Below are 16,190 nucleotides of genomic sequence, written 5' to 3'. Positions count from 1 at the left end.
TTACTCTGTATAGTGTTTCATATACATATTGGCAACTTTTTGCTCGTCCAATTCTAAAAGCTTGGCCAGCTGGACCACAAAACCTCTTACAAAAACCTTGGCAGGTAAGGAATCGAAATCGTGTGATTCTATGGCCAGAATATAGGTTTTGCTTATCTTTGATTTTTCGCTCAGTTGATCGAGAGTGATATTTTTATAGTGGCGAATTTTTTGCAGAAATGATCCATCAATTTCTGTGGCATTTAAAATCTTGGCTTCAAAATCTTCGTCATAGACATAACTGCCAAAAACAGAATGGCGAGTAGAATCGTCAGAAGATTTGGATGCAGAAGACGTTTCTGGTGTTGAAGATTCATCAGCAGTGGTAGATACGTCTGTTGTTTTGGGGCGTTTTTTTTCTATGGTCTTGTCATATTCTAAACGTCGCCCAGGATGACTGAGAACATTGTAGGCCATCTCTAAAAGCCGATTGAGCTCTTGTGTTTCTTCTTCTGAAAAGATGGTATAGAGGGCTGGGCTGGAAGGGCTATAGGCCATTTTGGCTTTTTCATAGGCCACTCTGATCTCGTGCGGGGACGCGTCGAGAGATACCTCTAGGATGTCGTAAAGAGTTTTGCCCTCAAATAGAGAATTCATAAACTATTATATAGCTATTCTAGTGAGGTTGCGCAATAGTTTGTCGTCAAAAAGGTTATCGTAAACTCGTACTAATTCATTTGAAGTGTTAGACTTAAATTGTTCGATTTGGAACGGCTTGAGGGCGCGTAAGGACTGCCAGATCGCACTCTCATAATTCACAGAACCTAGAGCCACACATTTCATATCAAAGTATTGTGCACAGATTTTTTGTATAGATTCAGGAAGCATTTGATCTTGATGTGATCTTGCTTGATTAACTAAAATTTGTGGACTGATCTCTCTGATTTTCTTTTTTAATGCACGACCAATATTGGGTTCTCTTTCTTCTAGAAAATAAAGAAGTTGAGCAGGAGTTTTTAAGTTAAATCTTTCTTTATGTAAAAGAAGTTTGGCGATTTCATCATGGCAATTTAACTCTTGGCTGGCTTTCATTAGTTGCTTATGAAAAGCTCGTTTTAAAAACTGATAAGAGTTTTCTATACTTGTGGGTTCAGGCGTTGTGACAACAACTTTTTTGTCGCTGGCTAAAAAGAACTCAATAGTTTCATTATGAGTTCCTGCTGCAAGGTCAAAAATAATGTCATCAAAATCACAAGATTTTAAAGCAGTAATTAAGTTTTGTATTTCTTCTTCACTGATTTTAAATTCAGAAGTCCAATCATCCAAGCCTTTGATCAAATACAGATTAGGAGTATTAGTAGGAGCGATGACGTCTTGAATTGTATTTACTCTACCACGAAGGAAATCCTTCAGATTGTGTCCATGAGGTTGAACGCCTAAATAGGTATGAGCATTCGCACCACCCAAGTCTAAGTCCACGAGTAAAGTTTTTCGCCCTTTTTTTGCTAAATAAATAGAAAAATTTGAACTTAAGAAGGTTTTTCCAATCCCTCCTTTACCGCCACCGAAGGCATAAAACTCTGTATCACTGTCTTTTGCTCGATCTCTCATTTTTTTAAAGGGTAGAAGAATACTCATAGTGTCCTTTTTTTATGTACTTTTAAGTCGCCTAATTTCATCTTCTCTTCGGCTTCTGAGGCTCGAATATAAAGTGGATAAGCATTCTTCCAGTCACTTTTTTCTAATTTGATGAGATCCTTTTCATGAGTAAAGTAGTGTAAATGATTTAGACAATAATTAAATCTTTCGGGCTCAGATACAAAATTCACCTTTTGGGCAAACCCTTCTGACCACGCAGTTGCTGTGACAAGCTGTCTAGGACCTTGTACGTTTAATCTTTCAACATCTTTAAACCTCTCCTCGATCTGAGCGAGGGTGAGAGTCTCTGGCAACACTTTCTCAACAATAGTATGGGATGTGTCTAAAAAGTATTGGGCTACATAAAATCTATTTTGTAGAGCAGGACGAAGTATTAGAACCTGTTGAAGTAGGTGTAAGGTTTTAGGAGCCAGCACGCCTCTAAAACTAGGGCTTAAGTAAATGGGGAGTTGATAACTGTATCCTAGACTTTTAGCAAAGTTTAAACCTACACGTAGACCAGTAAAGCTTCCTGGCCCATAAGACACCAAAATATCTGTTAAGAGTTGGGGCTCAAAATGATTTTGTGCTAGCAGCTCTTGATATTTTACGGTGAGGATTTCGCTGTGTGTGTATTCCTTATCCCAAGTACTTAGGGCGATAAGGTTTTGGTTATGAAAAAGGGCGATTTCCCCTTGAGTGGTACTGGTTTCAATGCAGAGTAGGTGCACATTACCACCCCGAGAAGAAGATGCGTTGGATGTCGTTAAATAAAGTAAATCCCATCAGTGAGGCTAAAACTACAAAACCAAATAAGAACGCAATTTCCATTTTTTGTGGACTAACAGGTTTTCCGCGCAAGGCTTCAATAGAGAAGAAAAGCAGGTGTCCACCATCAAGTACAGGGATGGGAATAAGGTTAAGCAAAAATAAGTTAATAGAAATAATGCCCATCATCTGTAGGAAATAAGTCCAGCCCACTTTAAAGCTTTGACTTGCCACTTGTCCAATGGTGAAAAGGCCACCTAAATTTTTATGCGAGACCTCTCCAAAAATCACTTTTTTGATACTGTTAATGGTCCAGACAGTCCATTTGTTGGTTTGGGCCCCAGAGTAACGTAGAGAGGCCAAAACCCCACCAGCAGGAACACTGACTTGTGCGGGAAGTTGTAGGAAAAGTCCTGGCACAATACCAATGATAGGGCGTCGTTCTTCTTGAGCTTTGGCATTCATCATAGACTTCATAAGAGGAACCACTTTGATTTCTTGCTCTTCAAAGTTCCGTAGAAATGTCACTTTAAGCTCACCTTGGGATTCATCATAGTTTTTCACTAAGTTTAAAAGCGAGTCCCACTTTGCTATAGGAGTGTCATTGATTTGTAGAATTTTATCACCCACTCTCAGTCCAGCTTTTTCTGCAGGCGAGTTAGGTTGAATATGTCCTAAGTAAAGTTCTGTGTCGTCCAGTTTACTCAGCTCTTTATTGTAAGTGGCTTGGGCAGTGACCTTTACAGGTGTGTTGGCCGCATTTTTACTTGCTGGTGCCTCAGTCACTTTCGGTGCAGGGTCTTGTGTTTCGTGAGGGGCTTCAAAATTATTACTGATACGTGAGGCCACAATGGTCATGGCTTCGCCTTCATTCAATTGGCCCAAGACTTTGTGTAGGTCACGTAGAGTGGGAGTTTCTATTCCGTTGATGGACTCCACTTTATCCAAAGGCCTAAGTCCTGCTTGTGCCCACAACGAATTTTTATCAAAGCTGATATTGGAAGCGGCAGAATACATAGTCAGACCTTCGATCTGAGGAATCTGGCTTTTGGTGCTTAAAATATTGGGGTTCTCTTGCATGGAGGTGGGGGCCGTGGCTGTCATTTCCACAGAGTCACGCAGCACTGTCAGAGTGACATCTTGATTTGGGTACTTGGCAATTTCATTTTCAAGTTGCTCAAAAGATTTGACCTCTTGTTGATTGACCTTAAGCACCTGGTCGCCAGAGCGCAGTCCTGAATTGTAAGCTACAGAATCAGGTTTGATGTCTCCAAGTGTAGAAGCCACTTGAGTCTCACCAGATAAACCGATCACAAAGAAAATCACAAAAGCTAAAATAAGATTAGCAATGGGTCCAGCAAGGACAATCGCAATGCGCGGCCAAACAGGTTGATGGATAAAAGAGTATTTTTTTTCCGTTTCAGGAACTTCAGCAGTAGGATTATCCCCATACATCTTCACAAATCCACCAAGGGGGAAGAGAGCAAGACGATATTCTGTATCTCCACGTTTGAACTTTAAAAGAGTCTTTCCAAAGCCAATCGAGAAGACTTCAACACGAACGCCAAAGTAGCGAGCTACCGCGAAGTGACCCAGCTCATGAAAAAAAATCAAAAAGCCTAACAATAAACAAAAGGGACCAAAAGTATTTAACAAGTATAAGATGTATTCCATATCTTTAATTTAACAGTTTCTGGCAAAAAGATGTAGCTCTTTGGCTCGCAAAGGGTACAAGATGAGACTTAAGACTAAAAGGACCAGTAAGATAGGCTCCAATAAAAAAATGGGGCACTCAGTAAAAGGCTGTCCGTGCGGTCTAACAGACCACCATGTCCAGGCATCAGCTGGCTGGTGTCTTTTTTATTGAAGTTACGTTTCATCAAAGAGACGACAAGGTCACCACTGATGGCGACAAAGTTAGTGAGGGCTAAAATTCCCCATACAATAAGCGGGAATTGGGCAAGATCAAAGTATTGCAGTACACCACACAGTAAGAAAGGCCAAATCAGTGCACCTACAAGGCCTTCAAGGGTTTTAGAGGGGCTGATCAAGGGTTGGAACTTGGCTTGAAAAAAGCGTCTTCCCAAGGTCTTACCGCATAGATAAGCCACCGTGTCTGCGCCAAAAACTAAAAGGATCAAAAAATAAAATTCTTTGAAATAGGTCTCTTCGCCAAAACTCATGATCGAGAAAATATAAACAGGAGCAATGAAACTATAAAAACAGGCATAGAATAAGGCCGTCAGTGTTTGATAGCTTTCTGTAATGGATTTATTTCGGTTAATCCATGGTACTAAAGCAAAGGCTAAAAAGAAAATAAGATAACTATTAAAAAACTCTGAGTAAAAAAAATGGAGCAGTAAACTTGTAGCAGAAAGCAGTGCAAAGCTGGCTGCTTGAACTTTGCTGGTCGAAAATAAACCAGAGATTTCTGAGGCGATGATAGGGGCAACCAGTGTGATTAAAACAATGGCTCCATTAAGACCAAATAGAGATAATGTGGTTACAAGTACGATCAGCGCGATCAGTGCGGAAAAGGCCCGTAAAAGGAAGTTGGTCATAAAGGAGCATCCATGTCTGTAGCGGTTGTAGCAACGTCTTGCACCTGTCCAAATCGACGTTGTCTCTGGGTATAAACCTGAAATGCACGATGCAGTTCTTCAATTGTAAAATCAGGCCATAAGAGTTTTGAGAAGTAAAATTCGCTGTAGGCCATCTGCCAGATCATAAAGTTAGAAATTCTTTCTTCTCCGCTTGTTCGGATAATCAAATCAGGATCAGGCCACGAGGCTGTATCGAGCAGTTCACTAAAACGTTTTTCATCGAGAGTGGTTTTGAGTTCTTCAGCTAAAACAGGAGAATTTAAAACCTTTAAGATGCTTCGCACGATTTCGTTACGACCACCATAGTTAAGGCCAAAGATCAAAGTTAAACCCGTGTTAGGCTGACTTTTCTCTTTAAGTTTTTGAATGCTTCTTTGTAAGGATGCAGGAAGCCTAGAGATATCACCGATAGTCTCCACTCGAATATTTTTTTCTACCAGCTTGTTACCTTTTTCGTTGAGGTGCTTTTCTAGCAAAGCAAATAAAAAATCTACTTCACGTTTTGGGCGAGACCAATTCTCTGTACTAAAAGCAAACATGGTAAGGTAGGGGACTTGGCAGCGTACACATTCTTCAATGATCAATTCAGCGATTTCAGTTCCCTTAACGTGTCCCTTAAATCTATTTAGACCTCGTTCCGTAGCCCATCTGCCGTTGCCATCCATAATGATCGCAACGTGCTTAAGGTTAGGGGTTAAATGAAATGAGGGAGAGTCACCGTTCATATTAAACTTTCAGAAGATCGGCTTCTTTTTGGGCAGCAACTTCATCCACTTTTTTAATAAAGTTATCGGTAAGAGTCTGAATTTCATCGGAGTATTTTTTTTGTTCATCTTCACTGATGGCTTTGTCTTTTAAAGCTTTTTTATAAGCCTCATTGGCGTCACGACGGCCCATACGAATGGCTACTCGAGCATCTTCAGCGATCTTTTTGACACTTTTTACAAGGTCTTTTCTGCGCTCTTCTGTAAGTTCGGGCACTTTAAGACGAATGACTTTGCCGTCATTTTGAGGAGCCATACCCAAATTAGCTTTGATCAGTGCACCTTCGATATCTTTTAGAATGCTCACTTCCCAAGGAGCAATAAGAAATGACTTTGCATCAGGGCAAGAGACACTTGCCACTTGATTTAATGGACTGGGGTTTCCGTAGTAGATCACGCGTACGCCATCTAACATACTCACATTGGCTCGGCCCGTGCGAACTTTTTGCAGTTCATCGGTAAGTGCATGAAGGGCTTGTTGCATTGATTTTTCGGCATTAGCCTTTACTGTACTGTGTTCCATTGTGTTTCCTCTCCTAGCTCTCTTTAGTTGATAAGAGTTCCAATCTTATCACCTTTTATCACGCGGGCAATGCTGCCCTTTTCAAATAAATTAAAAGTGATCATGGGCAGGCTGTTGTCCATACAGAGACTGACAGCAGTGGCATCCATAACCTTAAGTCCTTTGTTTAACACATCAATATAGCTGATCTCATTAAACATAACGGCGTCTTTATGAAGCTCAGGGTCTTTATCGTAGATACCGTTGACCTTTGTGGCTTTTAAAAGAACCTCAGCGTCGATTTCCATAGCTCTTAAAGATGCGGCGGTGTCGGTGGTAAAATAAGGGTTTCCAGTACCTGCGGCAAAGATGACCACGCGTTGCTTTTCTAGGTGCCTGATTGCACGACGGCGAATATAAGATTCTGCAATTTCGTCCATTTTGATGGCGGATTGAACGCGCGTGTCAACTCCCGCTTTTTCTAAAGCGTCCTGTAAGGCGAGGGCATTGATACATGTGGCCAGCATTCCCATATAATCAGAGCTGGCTCTATCCATGCCCTTTGCGGAAGCGGCAACTCCACGGAAGATATTTCCTCCGCCGATGACAATTCCGATTTCGACACCGAGACTGATGGCCTCTTGAATGTCTTCAGCCATTTTTGTTAAGATGTCTGTGTTGATTCCGAATTTTTGATCACCAGCAAGAGCTTCGCCAGAAAGTTTTAACAGAATTCGTTTATATTTAATTTTATTTGCAGCCATAATTGTCACCATTTGCTAAGAAGTTTTAATTTTGAGTTGTACTTAAACTGTTCTCTTGTTCGAGTTTTTGTTTGAGTCGCCTGCCTTTGTTTGCAAACACCAGAAGGTCACAAAGTGAAAAGACAGAAAAAAAGCCAAACTTGTGTTTGGCTTTTGGTGTCCATAGCTTGAAACTATGAATTCAGTTGAGCTGCGGCCACTTCCTCCGCAAAGTTAGAGACTTTTTTCTCTAAACCTTCACCCAATTCATAGCGCACAAAACGACGGATAACTAAGTTTTCACCGATACGAGCAATTGTATTGGTAAGGTGTTGCTCTACTGTGATGTCTTGGTTTTTTACAAATTTCTGATCCATCAAGCAAATTTCAGCAGCCCATTTTTTGATTTGTCCTTCAAGAATCTTTTCGATGAATTCAGGTTTTTTGCCTTCTTCAAGTGCCTTGGCTTTTAGGATGTCTTTTTCTTTTTGAATGACAGAGGCCTCGATCTCATCTTGTTTTACATATTGAGGTCCAATAGCGGCAATGTGCATACAAATGTCGCTCACAAAGGCTTTGAAGTCTTCGTTACGGGCAACAAAGTCCGTTTCAGAGTTCACTTCGATAAGAACACCAATGCGTCCTTCGCCGTGAATGTAGGATTGCACTAAACCTTCTGTTGCAGAACGGTCTGCTTTTTTTGCGGCTTTAGAAAGCCCTTTTTTTCTTAACCACTCGATGGCAGCTTCTTGATTTCCGCCGTTTTCTTCTAGTGCTTTTTTGCAATCAAGCATTCCTGCGCCAGTCATTTCTCTTAAGTTTTTTACATCAGATGCGGTAATAGACATTTTAATATCCTCTCAAAATTTAAGTTTACGAAATTGAATTTAACTCAATGCCGAGAGTTACTCAGCATTGTCATCATTATTGTTGTTTACGAATTCGTTAGTTTCACCGCGTGAAACTTCTTCTTCGATTTCAACTTCATCAGCTGTACCCGCAGCCACTAGCTTACGTTTAGAAACTTTAACCACAGAAGGTCCACCCGCAGCAGCAGCCTTAGGTTCTTCTTTAGTTTCTACTTTTACTTCTACAGCTTGAGCCACAGCTTCTTCTTTATCTTTTCTTAAGCTAGCTGTTTTTTCCCATTCTTTTGCGCCTTTCATGAAAGAATCACTCATAAGGTCACAGAAAAGTTTAATAGATCTGATGGCGTCGTCGTTTCCTGGGATAGGATAGTCGATGGCTTCAGGATCAGAGTTTGTATCGGCAATAGCAACAATGGGGATTCCCAGTTTCTTAGCTTCAGCAACAGCGATGTGTTCTTTAGTGATGTCTACAACGAACATGCAAGATGGAGATTCTTTCATGTCACGAATACCATCTAAAAAATCCACAAGGCGTACATATTCTTTTTCGATTTTAGCTTGTTCTTTTTTCGAGAAGTAAGAGATCTCGCCAGTCTCTTTCATTTTTTCGATCTTTCTCATGCGATCAATACTGTTTTTGATTGTAGAAAAGTTTGTGAGCATTCCACCCAACCAACGTTTAGTCACATAATATTGACCCGAACGGGCAGCGGCTTCTTTGATGGGTTCCATAGCTTGTTTTTTTGTGCCTACAAAGATCATCTTTCCGCCTTGAGCCGCAATCTTTTCTACAGCTTGAGCGGCAGCCTTTGCTAGCTCTAAAGATTTTTGTAGATCAATGATGTGAATCCCACCACGTGCAGTAAACACGTAAGGTTTCATTTTAGGGTTCCATCTTTGAGTTTGGTGTCCGAAGTGTACGCCTGCATCGAGCATACTTTTAAGAGTCACGCTTGGCGCGCTAGTTTGAGTTTCCATATTTCCTCCTGGTTAATCCTCCCTTTAGAAACAAATGAAACCTGCCCTATGCAAGTTCACCAGGCCTTCTAAAGGTGCGTTTTTGCATTTAAAATGCTTAAATTTTGGTAACAAATTAGACTGGTGATGGCAAGAAGATTTACAGATTATTTTCCAGCTTCATGGCTCTGTCTAAGGCCCCCATCAGTCCTTGAGCGGGAGAGCAGAGACTGGAGACACAAAACAAGTTCGAGATGTCCTTAAGGTAGCCGTGGTCATTCTCTTTAAGTGGTAGATATCCGTAGGCATTTTCGCTCAAAATGATCTTCTCTTCGGTGCTGACCTGTTCAAACAGATCAGGGAAAGGCCTTTTGATTTGTTTTTTCATATTTTTAATCACTTTGGCCACAAACTCGTTATCTAGGGAAAGTTCAGAGGGGACTAGGGTCATCCAGCAAGACGAATCAGAAGAGATAGTTCCAATCACAGGTTCAAATTCATCTTGTGAGCCGTACAGGCAGAGAACCTCGGGGTGAGCCTTAAGGGGCCAGTTTTCAAGTAAAGGGGAATGTGTTGCACTGCTTTGATTATCGGAAGGCTTGAGGCGGTCATGGGTGTAACCTTTATGGCTGAGATTGAGCATGATCGCATCAAAGACCTTTGTTGGCCGTTTGAGCTTTTTGGCATCAGAAGGGCTTAGATTTTGAGCACCCACGACATTAAGCATATTTTGTGGAGGCTGTGCCCAGATCAAAGCTTCAAATTCAATATTGGTTTTTCCGTTGAGGGTCAGGCTTTGGGCTTTTTTGCCTTCGACGTGCACAGAGGTGATTTCAGAGTGCAAAACATATTCGTCTTCTTGCAGTTGAGAGATCAGGCGTTCCACCCAAATATGGGGAAGTTGAGTCAAATTGGCCTTTTCAGGTTGAAGACAAAAAGAATTGTACTCTTCAAGGGCCTCGTAGTTTTTGTCACCAAAACCCGTAAGGGGTTTAAGTTGTCCATCTTTAAGATGGGACGCAGGGGCACTGAATTGGCCGTCTACAATGCGAGTGTCTAAGGTGCTTTCTAACCAACCAAAGAGTTGGTGGTCGAATTCACTAGATAGGGCAAAGATATTAGGGTTAGAGGGGAGTTTGTTTTCTTGAGCTGTCCACGCTGTTAAACGTCCACCCAATTTGTCAGAGGGCTCAACAAGTAAGAAGGATTTATTTTTTGCTCTTAAAATTTGGGCGGCAAGCAATCCAGAAAAGCCACCTCCAAAAACAACAGCATCATACTTCTTCTTAATTTTTGCCATCTTAACTGATCTCCCTTCAAATAAAAGTCGTGTTTGTGGGCATTCTGCGCCAACGTTTCAACTCTTGTACTATGCCGTATTAAAGCATGTTTAAGGGGTCAACGTCCAAAGATAACTTTGTTTTAGCGGGTAAGCCATCAGAGGTGTGTGTCAACTGAGCAAAAAGTTTTTGTGCCAACAGCGGTTTTGAGGATTTTAATAAGAACAGGTGGCGATATTGGTTTTTAATTTTTTGAATGGGTGCGGGTGTGGGGCCTAAAATTTCTAAGGTTGTATATTCAGGATGCTTTTGTTTAAGGGCTTCGATTTTTTGTGAAACCCATTGACACGCAAGAAGCCCTGTTTCTTTTTCTGCCGTCTGTACTCGTAAGCATGAGAGTCTAGAAAAAGGAGGGTATAAAAACAAATTTCTTTCCGTCAGTTCTTCTTGGGAAAATCCTTCAAAGGAACTTTCTTGCGCCCACTTAAAGACCGAGTGCTCTGGAGAAAAGCTTTGAACTAAGACTTCTCCATCCAGCTCTTTGCGTCGTCCTGCACGGCCACTGACTTGAGTGATCAGTTGAAAGACTCTTTCGCTAGCGCGAAAGTCAGGAATATTTAGTCCCACGTCGGCAAGAATCACTCCCACAAAAGCCAGCTTGGGAAAGTCCAAACCCTTAGCAATCATTTGTGTTCCGATCAGAATGTGGGCTTCGTGGGCTTCGGCGGTTTTGATAAATTCTTCCATGTCAGCACGATTTTCAATGGAGTCTCTATCGGCGCGGACAATCTTTTTTTCGGGAAAAAGTTCTTGCAGTACGTTTTGTACTTTTTCTGTGCCCAACCCTAAATCTAAAAGTTTTTCAGACTGACAGTGAGGACAGCGAAGAGGTTTTTTTTCATGATAACCGCAGTAGTGGCACAGCAGATCGTGTTTATGGTGTAGAGTCAAACTGATGTCACAATTGGGACAGTCTAATTTTTGGCCACAATCTAGACACTGAATGGTTTGAGCGAGTCCGCGACGATTTAAAAATAATGCGACTTGATGATCGTTATTAAGATGTTTTGTAATCTTCTCGTGTAAGGCTTTTGTGTACCAAAACTCTTGCCCAGGGTAGGCTTCGGACTGTCTAAGATCAAGGATTTCCACTTTGGGCATGGCCTGTTTAAAGACACGATCCTTAAGGGTATGAAGTTGGAACTTTTTTTCAAGTGCTTGGTTCCAGCTTTCTAGTGAAGGTGTGGCAGACCCTAAAATGATAGGAAGGTTCAGCAATTTGGCGAGCATAATCGCGGCATCTTTTCCATTATACTTTAGTTTTTCGTCCTGCTTGAAACTGGAGTCATGCTCTTCATCAACAATGATGATGCCTAAATTTTTGAAATTAGAAAAAAGTGCAGATCGCGCCCCAATTAAAATAGATTTATTATGTTCAGAGATGTCATACCATGCGTCTGTTTTTTTGCGTGGGGTGATCTGTGAATGTACGACGGCCACTTGCGATTCACCAAAGCGTCTTTTGAAACGATCTTCAAGCTGAGGAGTTAAAGAAATTTCTGGTACAAGCACCAGCGCTTGTTTGCCTTCAGCCATCACCTTATCGATCAACTGCAAGTAAATCTCGGTTTTTCCAGAGCCCGTGATGCCGTGAACCAAATGTACATTAAATGAATTTATTTGTTTGTATATAGAATCAAATACGGTTTGTTGTTCATCTGTAAGATTCAGAGGTGTCTCGGTGGAGGAGGGTTTAGCAGAGGGTGCTCGTTCTTTTCTTTTAACCGTGGGGAAAAAGTGATTTAGCACTTGTCCTAAAGGATACACATAGTATTCGCTCAGCCACTTTCCCCATTGAAGCATGGGAGTGGAAAGCATGACTGGGGCCTCTAGGTCTACATCAATAGATTTTGTGGTAAAATCAATGTCTTGTGATGGAACTTCTTTTAAAATCACTGCGTTCACTTTACGTGATCCAAACGGAGCCTTAACCATAAGGCCAGGTGATAAGACCTGTTCGGAGTCGTAATGATAAGTGAAGGTTTTTGAAATTGGCGCATTGACGGCCAATTCATAGTACCTTCGACGGGGCTGAATTTGGTTCAATTTGAAACACTCCAACATTTTGGCGAGGGTTTGGGTTATTTTTAACTTAAACTTCATCTAAGTCCAGCTCTGCTATACTGTTTGCGCCATTTTGCCGATAAAATAATAAGGTGAAAAAGGTGATAAATGGTAAGAGTCTCTCCAAAAAGAAGTATTAGAAAAACCTTTTGGACATTATTATTTGGTTTCTCTACGATTTTGCTTTTTCAGAATTGTAGTGATTTGAATAATAGGCAGATGCCGTCTATTGATGCTCTGATTCAGGGTGAACTTCAGAATATGCCCTTTGCCTTTGAAACGACCATTGACCAAATGGGTTATATGTCGTGTTCAGGAAGGTTTGCCGATGCAGATGGGCGAGCGTTTACCATTAAAGCGGGAGCGTTCTTTCCTGGCTCTGGTGTGCGTATTAAACCTAGTGTTTTATCGCAATTGAGTGCGTACAACACAGATATACAGGCGAGGGCTTTGCATATCAGTGAGCGAAACACCGAGACGGGTGCTGTATTGTCAATACGTGAAAGAAATTATTTGCAGGATTACCAAGCGCCTCAGCAAAGCGAGAGGATCACAGACGCTTATGCGAGACTGATGTTTTTTGAAGGCAAAAATTATTTTAGCAATGAGCACTATGTAAGAAGAATGTTAGCCATGGGAAGTGGTAATTACATGAATTATATCTCTGGTCTTCCAGGGCTTGTGTACAAAAATTTTGATGGGTCGGTAAAGTTTGCCACCAATGAAAGTACGGCAGCGGGTATTAGAAGTCTATTGGCAAACTCTCACTATATTACAATCACCTTCCCGCTTCCTGTGGGAGAGCAGGCTGGGGGTAAGCCCCATGGTTGGGTGCGTTCGCCCTATAATACAGCATCTGGTGACTCGAATGCTTTGACTTCAGTATTTGGACGAGGCTTTGATGTGCGCTTCCAACAGTATGATGGAAGAATGCTCAGTTCTCCTGCGAGAGTGATGACAGTCAGTAACGTTGTGAATTTAGAAAATCAAAGCATCGTGGGTGAATCTTGGAACTGTAATGAACGTTTTGTGATTGTTAGACCTGAAGATGCAAAACGTTTAACCTTTGACCCTACACCTGATGATGACCTTACGGCGGCAGAACAAGCGGAAAACTATGAAGTCTGTGAAGTGGGGCCAGACCCTGTCCCTTCAAATAATGAAGAGAGGATGAGACTTGATAGAATTCGTAATATTTTACCTGCTGACGCATGGTTTGTGACTTTACCCCGACCCATTGTGGTGGGTGGTGTCACCTATATTAAACCAGGATGTGTGGTTCCGAAGGGCCCCGATTTCTGCTATGACATGCAACAAGAAACGGGCAACGTGCAAAACCCTAACTTTAGAATCGCGTACTACTATGAAGAAGACCGCAGTAGCCCACGTTGGGGGCATACTGTAACTGGAATTACTTATGACGGACGTTGTGGGTTAGGAACGCTCTTCGTCTGCCCCCACTATGTCACGATCTGCCACAAGAACTAATTGTCTTTTGTCTTTACTTAAAGCTTGAAGTCTCTTTTTAATTGTATATGGTCGAAATGCGAGTTCGGCTTGGCGCTGTTTTGCGAACGCAAAACTGTGCCAAACGTCACTGTCTGAGCATTTTGAGTATGTACAATTAAAAAGAGACTTCAAGCTTTAAGTAAAGACAAAAGACAATTAGTTTTGCGTCAGCTCGTGCGGAAATGGGATTTCGGTTTTAGTATTTAGGGGTGAAGTTACGAAAGCCCTTTCTTTTTTTAGTAGTTGCTTTGAGTTTTTTGAGTGCATCCTATGCTTCGGCGAGTGTGGGGGATACGCCTTATAATACGGCTCGTATGTTGTCTGTGGGGCGTGCGGGGGTTGCGGCGACGGCTCGGAATATTGAAGACGTGTTTGTGCTCAACCCTGCGCTTTTAGCCACCAAGGCGCAACTCAGTGCTTTTGGATCTTATGTGACTGGGGATGACTCCTTAGGTGGTGATCAGCGCCAGTTCAGTGCGGGGATGCTTGATAGCACCATGGGGACTTGGGATCCTATTGCTGATCTGAGTATTCGTGAGTTTAAGGTCTTTCCCATTGCCTCTGCTCTGACCTATACAAATATCAAAAATGACGATTACCGAGACCAATTATTCACCTTAGGTGTGGCGCAAGCCATGTCTCAGAGTTTGGCCATCGGACTTATCGCTAATTATTCACGAGCAGAATTGCGTTCTGTCAGTGGTAAAAAGACTCACTTTGATGTGGGTGTGGGGTTTGCGTACAGGTGGGGAAGTCGGTTCAGTTTAGGGGTCACGGCCCAGAACATTTTAGATGATCGTAAGGACTTTTCTTCTACGTATTTGCGAAGGGCTATCGGGGCGGGTTTGCAGCTGCGCCTAGTGGAGTTCGCTCATTTGCGGCTGGATGCTTGGAATACAAAAGACGCTAGTGATAAGAACCAATGGATCTATCGTGTGGGGCTTGAAAACCAGTTCACAGACCATTTCCATTTTAATATAGGCTTGGGACGGGATAATGTGCTTAAAACCAATACAGTGGGTGCTGGTTTTTCTATTGTGGGCCCAAGGCTTTCTATGAGTTATGGGGTGCAGCGTGAAACTTCTAAGGACAACCTCTTGCACAGCGTTGACTTCCATTTGCCGCTTTGGTAACAGATAGAGCTTAATTTAAAAAGGAACTTGGCAGAGGCATAGGGTTCTTAAAAGACCTAAGCCGCTGAAATGAGGAGAGAATATGGCTTCAGCATCAAAAAGAACAGAAACAATCCGTAGCAACAAAAAAGCGAATGCTGGTAAAAAGCGTAAAGCCCAAAACCGCAATAAAGGAACAACTCCTACTAAAGCGGCTCTATTCGGAGACAAATAGTTTTAGACTTTTATCTTCTGCACAAGCTCTTTGTGCTTTTCACACCCAATAATTTCTAGAGAGGGTGTTTCTGTAGGGAGGTTGTCTTTGACCTCCAAGATCAAATCAAAAGATTCTTTTATATGATTTAAGTGGGCTTCATCAAATTGGCCCACTCTGTCCATCATGGCTTCTACGGCCAAGGTGTGAGACTCGGGGTTATTGCAGAATAAAAACATATTCGCACCTGCTTGCAGAGCCTTAAATGTTAAGTCTTCTGCAGAAGCGTTTTTGCTTAAGGCTTTCATATCAAGATCATCAGTGATCACAAGTCCTGGATAGTTTAATTCTTCTCGTAGATGTTGTTTTAAAAACTTTTCTGAAAGTGTCACAGGGTATTGGGCGTCGATATTTTCAAACAAGATATGAGCGGTCATTAAAAATTCAGCTTTAGATCGGAAACATTTTTTGTAAGGGATGATTTCTGATTCAAGCAACTCGTTCCAAGTTCTGGGATCTACAGGCAGATCAAAGTGACTGTCTACAGAAGTGTAGCCGTGCCCAGGGAAGTGCTTCACACAAGACACCATGCCTACTTTTTTAAAACCACGAATGATACCTGAGGCGATCTTTGCCACCTCTTCGGGATCATCGCTAAAGGCTCTGTCACCAATGACCTCATTTTTAGGATTTAAAAACACATCAATACAAGGAGCAAAATCCATATTGATTCCCACAGCTAAAAGCTCTGCTCCTAAAGCTTGTCCTACTTCAAAGGCCAGCTGCGGAGAAGATTGATCGCCCAAATAGCGCATAGGAGGCCAGATGGTGAAGGGCTCTTTGAGACGCGCGACTCGTCCCCCCTCCATATCAATGGAGATCAACAGTGGCAGTTGGGATTCGGTGTGTTGGGAAAGTTCTTGAATCTCTGTGGTCAGTTTAAGGATCTGTTCTGGTGTGCTGACGTTTCTGGAAAAAAGGATCACTCCACCAATATCATTTTGAATGATGAAGTCTTTTTCTTCAGAGGTGAGTGTGTGACCAGAAATACCAATCATGAACATTTGGCCTAGCATAGATGTTGTCTTCATAGTCGATCCTTTATCTGTGTGAGTTCAGTTTATCCGT

General features: G+C 42.0%; 15 protein-coding genes. 2 read left to right on the top strand and 13 right to left on the bottom strand.

Features of this window, described 5'->3' with window-relative positions; all coding sequences use genetic code 11:
* From M9899_00660 to priA, 12 genes are all read right to left on the bottom strand, one after another.
* A complete protein-coding gene (locus M9899_00660; protein MCO5112664.1) occupies positions 1-636 on the bottom strand; it encodes a helix-turn-helix domain-containing protein in 636 nt (211 codons plus the stop codon).
* Between the two features lie 6 nt (positions 637-642).
* On the bottom strand, positions 643-1,617 hold the full coding sequence (locus M9899_00655; GenBank protein ID MCO5112663.1) for an AAA family ATPase: 975 nt from the start codon (positions 1,615-1,617) through the stop codon (positions 643-645).
* Positions 1,614-2,348 (bottom strand): tRNA (adenosine(37)-N6)-threonylcarbamoyltransferase complex dimerization subunit type 1 TsaB, encoded by a 735-nt coding sequence (tsaB, locus tag M9899_00650; protein ID MCO5112662.1) that lies wholly within the window; start codon positions 2,346-2,348, stop codon positions 1,614-1,616. Before tsaB ends, M9899_00655 begins: the two co-directional genes overlap by 4 nt.
* 1 nt (position 2,349) lies before the next feature.
* A complete protein-coding gene (gene rseP, locus M9899_00645) occupies positions 2,350-4,059 on the bottom strand; it encodes an RIP metalloprotease RseP (protein ID MCO5112661.1) in 1,710 nt (569 codons plus the stop codon).
* Between the two features lie 74 nt (positions 4,060-4,133).
* Positions 4,134-4,946 carry a phosphatidate cytidylyltransferase gene (locus M9899_00640; GenBank protein ID MCO5112660.1) on the bottom strand — a complete coding sequence of 271 codons (813 nt, stop codon included), beginning with the start codon at positions 4,944-4,946 and terminating at the stop codon, positions 4,134-4,136.
* Positions 4,943-5,713 (bottom strand): polyprenyl diphosphate synthase, encoded by a 771-nt coding sequence (gene uppS, locus M9899_00635; GenBank protein ID MCO5112659.1) that lies wholly within the window; start codon positions 5,711-5,713, stop codon positions 4,943-4,945. The genes M9899_00640 and uppS overlap by 4 nt, the downstream gene beginning before the upstream one ends.
* 1 nt (position 5,714) lies before the next feature.
* The gene (gene frr, locus M9899_00630; protein ID MCO5112658.1) at positions 5,715-6,275 is read right to left on the bottom strand and encodes a ribosome recycling factor; all 561 of its coding nucleotides are present in this window, start codon (positions 6,273-6,275) and stop codon (positions 5,715-5,717) included.
* 23 nt (positions 6,276-6,298) lie between these two features.
* On the bottom strand, positions 6,299-7,018 hold the full coding sequence (pyrH, locus tag M9899_00625; protein MCO5112657.1) for a UMP kinase: 720 nt from the start codon (positions 7,016-7,018) through the stop codon (positions 6,299-6,301).
* Positions 7,019-7,191: 173 nt separating this feature from the next.
* Positions 7,192-7,845: a translation elongation factor Ts gene (gene tsf, locus M9899_00620; GenBank protein ID MCO5112656.1), complete on the bottom strand. Its 654-nt coding sequence runs from the start codon at positions 7,843-7,845 to the stop codon at positions 7,192-7,194.
* Between the two features lie 57 nt (positions 7,846-7,902).
* A complete protein-coding gene (gene rpsB / locus M9899_00615; GenBank protein ID MCO5112655.1) occupies positions 7,903-8,844 on the bottom strand; it encodes a 30S ribosomal protein S2 in 942 nt (313 codons plus the stop codon).
* A 139-nt stretch (positions 8,845-8,983) separates the two neighbouring features.
* Positions 8,984-10,123, bottom strand: coding sequence for an NAD(P)-binding protein (locus M9899_00610; GenBank protein ID MCO5112654.1), 1,140 nt, complete (start codon positions 10,121-10,123; stop codon positions 8,984-8,986).
* Positions 10,124-10,202: 79 nt separating this feature from the next.
* Positions 10,203-12,209, bottom strand: coding sequence for a primosomal protein N' (priA, locus tag M9899_00605; protein MCO5112653.1), 2,007 nt, complete (start codon positions 12,207-12,209; stop codon positions 10,203-10,205).
* A gap of 126 nt (positions 12,210-12,335) precedes the next feature.
* Between priA and M9899_00600 the strand changes: the two genes are divergently transcribed.
* Together M9899_00600 and M9899_00595 are read left to right on the top strand one after the other, a co-directional pair.
* Positions 12,336-13,715, top strand: coding sequence for a hypothetical protein (locus M9899_00600; protein MCO5112652.1), 1,380 nt, complete (start codon positions 12,336-12,338; stop codon positions 13,713-13,715).
* Positions 13,716-13,984: 269 nt separating this feature from the next.
* Positions 13,985-14,869, top strand: a complete 885-nt coding sequence (locus tag M9899_00595) for a hypothetical protein (protein MCO5112651.1) — start codon at positions 13,985-13,987, stop codon at positions 14,867-14,869.
* A gap of 216 nt (positions 14,870-15,085) precedes the next feature.
* Here M9899_00595 and nagZ read toward each other — a convergent pair whose 3' ends face one another.
* Complete coding sequence (gene nagZ / locus M9899_00590) at positions 15,086-16,153, bottom strand: beta-N-acetylhexosaminidase (GenBank protein ID MCO5112650.1); 1,068 nt, start codon at positions 16,151-16,153, stop codon at positions 15,086-15,088.
* Positions 16,154-16,190 lie beyond the last annotated feature (37 nt).

The organism is Pseudobdellovibrionaceae bacterium (genome assembly GCA_023954155.1).
Lineage (GTDB): Bacteria > Bdellovibrionota > Bdellovibrionia > Bdellovibrionales > UBA1609 > JAMLIO01.
This window is presented reverse-complemented; position numbering and strand designations above follow the sequence as displayed.

What these genes read in the sequence shown, in the direction of transcription:
- M9899_00660 (MCO5112664.1), bottom strand. Translation starts at nt 636, where the DNA reads ATGAATTCTCTATTTGAGGGCAAAACTCTTTACGACATCCTAGAGGTA.
- M9899_00655 (MCO5112663.1), bottom strand. Translation starts at nt 1,617, where the DNA reads ATGAGTATTCTTCTACCCTTTAAAAAAATGAGAGATCGAGCAAAAGAC.
- rseP (MCO5112661.1), bottom strand. Translation starts at nt 4,059, where the DNA reads ATGGAATACATCTTATACTTGTTAAATACTTTTGGTCCCTTTTGTTTA.
- M9899_00640 (MCO5112660.1), bottom strand. Translation starts at nt 4,946, where the DNA reads ATGACCAACTTCCTTTTACGGGCCTTTTCCGCACTGATCGCGCTGATC.
- uppS (MCO5112659.1), bottom strand. Translation starts at nt 5,713, where the DNA reads ATGAACGGTGACTCTCCCTCATTTCATTTAACCCCTAACCTTAAGCAC.
- frr (MCO5112658.1), bottom strand. Translation starts at nt 6,275, where the DNA reads ATGGAACACAGTACAGTAAAGGCTAATGCCGAAAAATCAATGCAACAA.
- pyrH (MCO5112657.1), bottom strand. Translation starts at nt 7,018, where the DNA reads ATGGCTGCAAATAAAATTAAATATAAACGAATTCTGTTAAAACTTTCT.
- tsf (MCO5112656.1), bottom strand. Translation starts at nt 7,845, where the DNA reads ATGTCTATTACCGCATCTGATGTAAAAAACTTAAGAGAAATGACTGGC.
- rpsB (MCO5112655.1), bottom strand. Translation starts at nt 8,844, where the DNA reads ATGGAAACTCAAACTAGCGCGCCAAGCGTGACTCTTAAAAGTATGCTC.
- M9899_00610 (MCO5112654.1), bottom strand. Translation starts at nt 10,123, where the DNA reads ATGGCAAAAATTAAGAAGAAGTATGATGCTGTTGTTTTTGGAGGTGGC.
- M9899_00600 (MCO5112652.1), top strand. Translation starts at nt 12,336, where the DNA reads ATGGTAAGAGTCTCTCCAAAAAGAAGTATTAGAAAAACCTTTTGGACA.
- nagZ (MCO5112650.1), bottom strand. Translation starts at nt 16,153, where the DNA reads ATGAAGACAACATCTATGCTAGGCCAAATGTTCATGATTGGTATTTCT.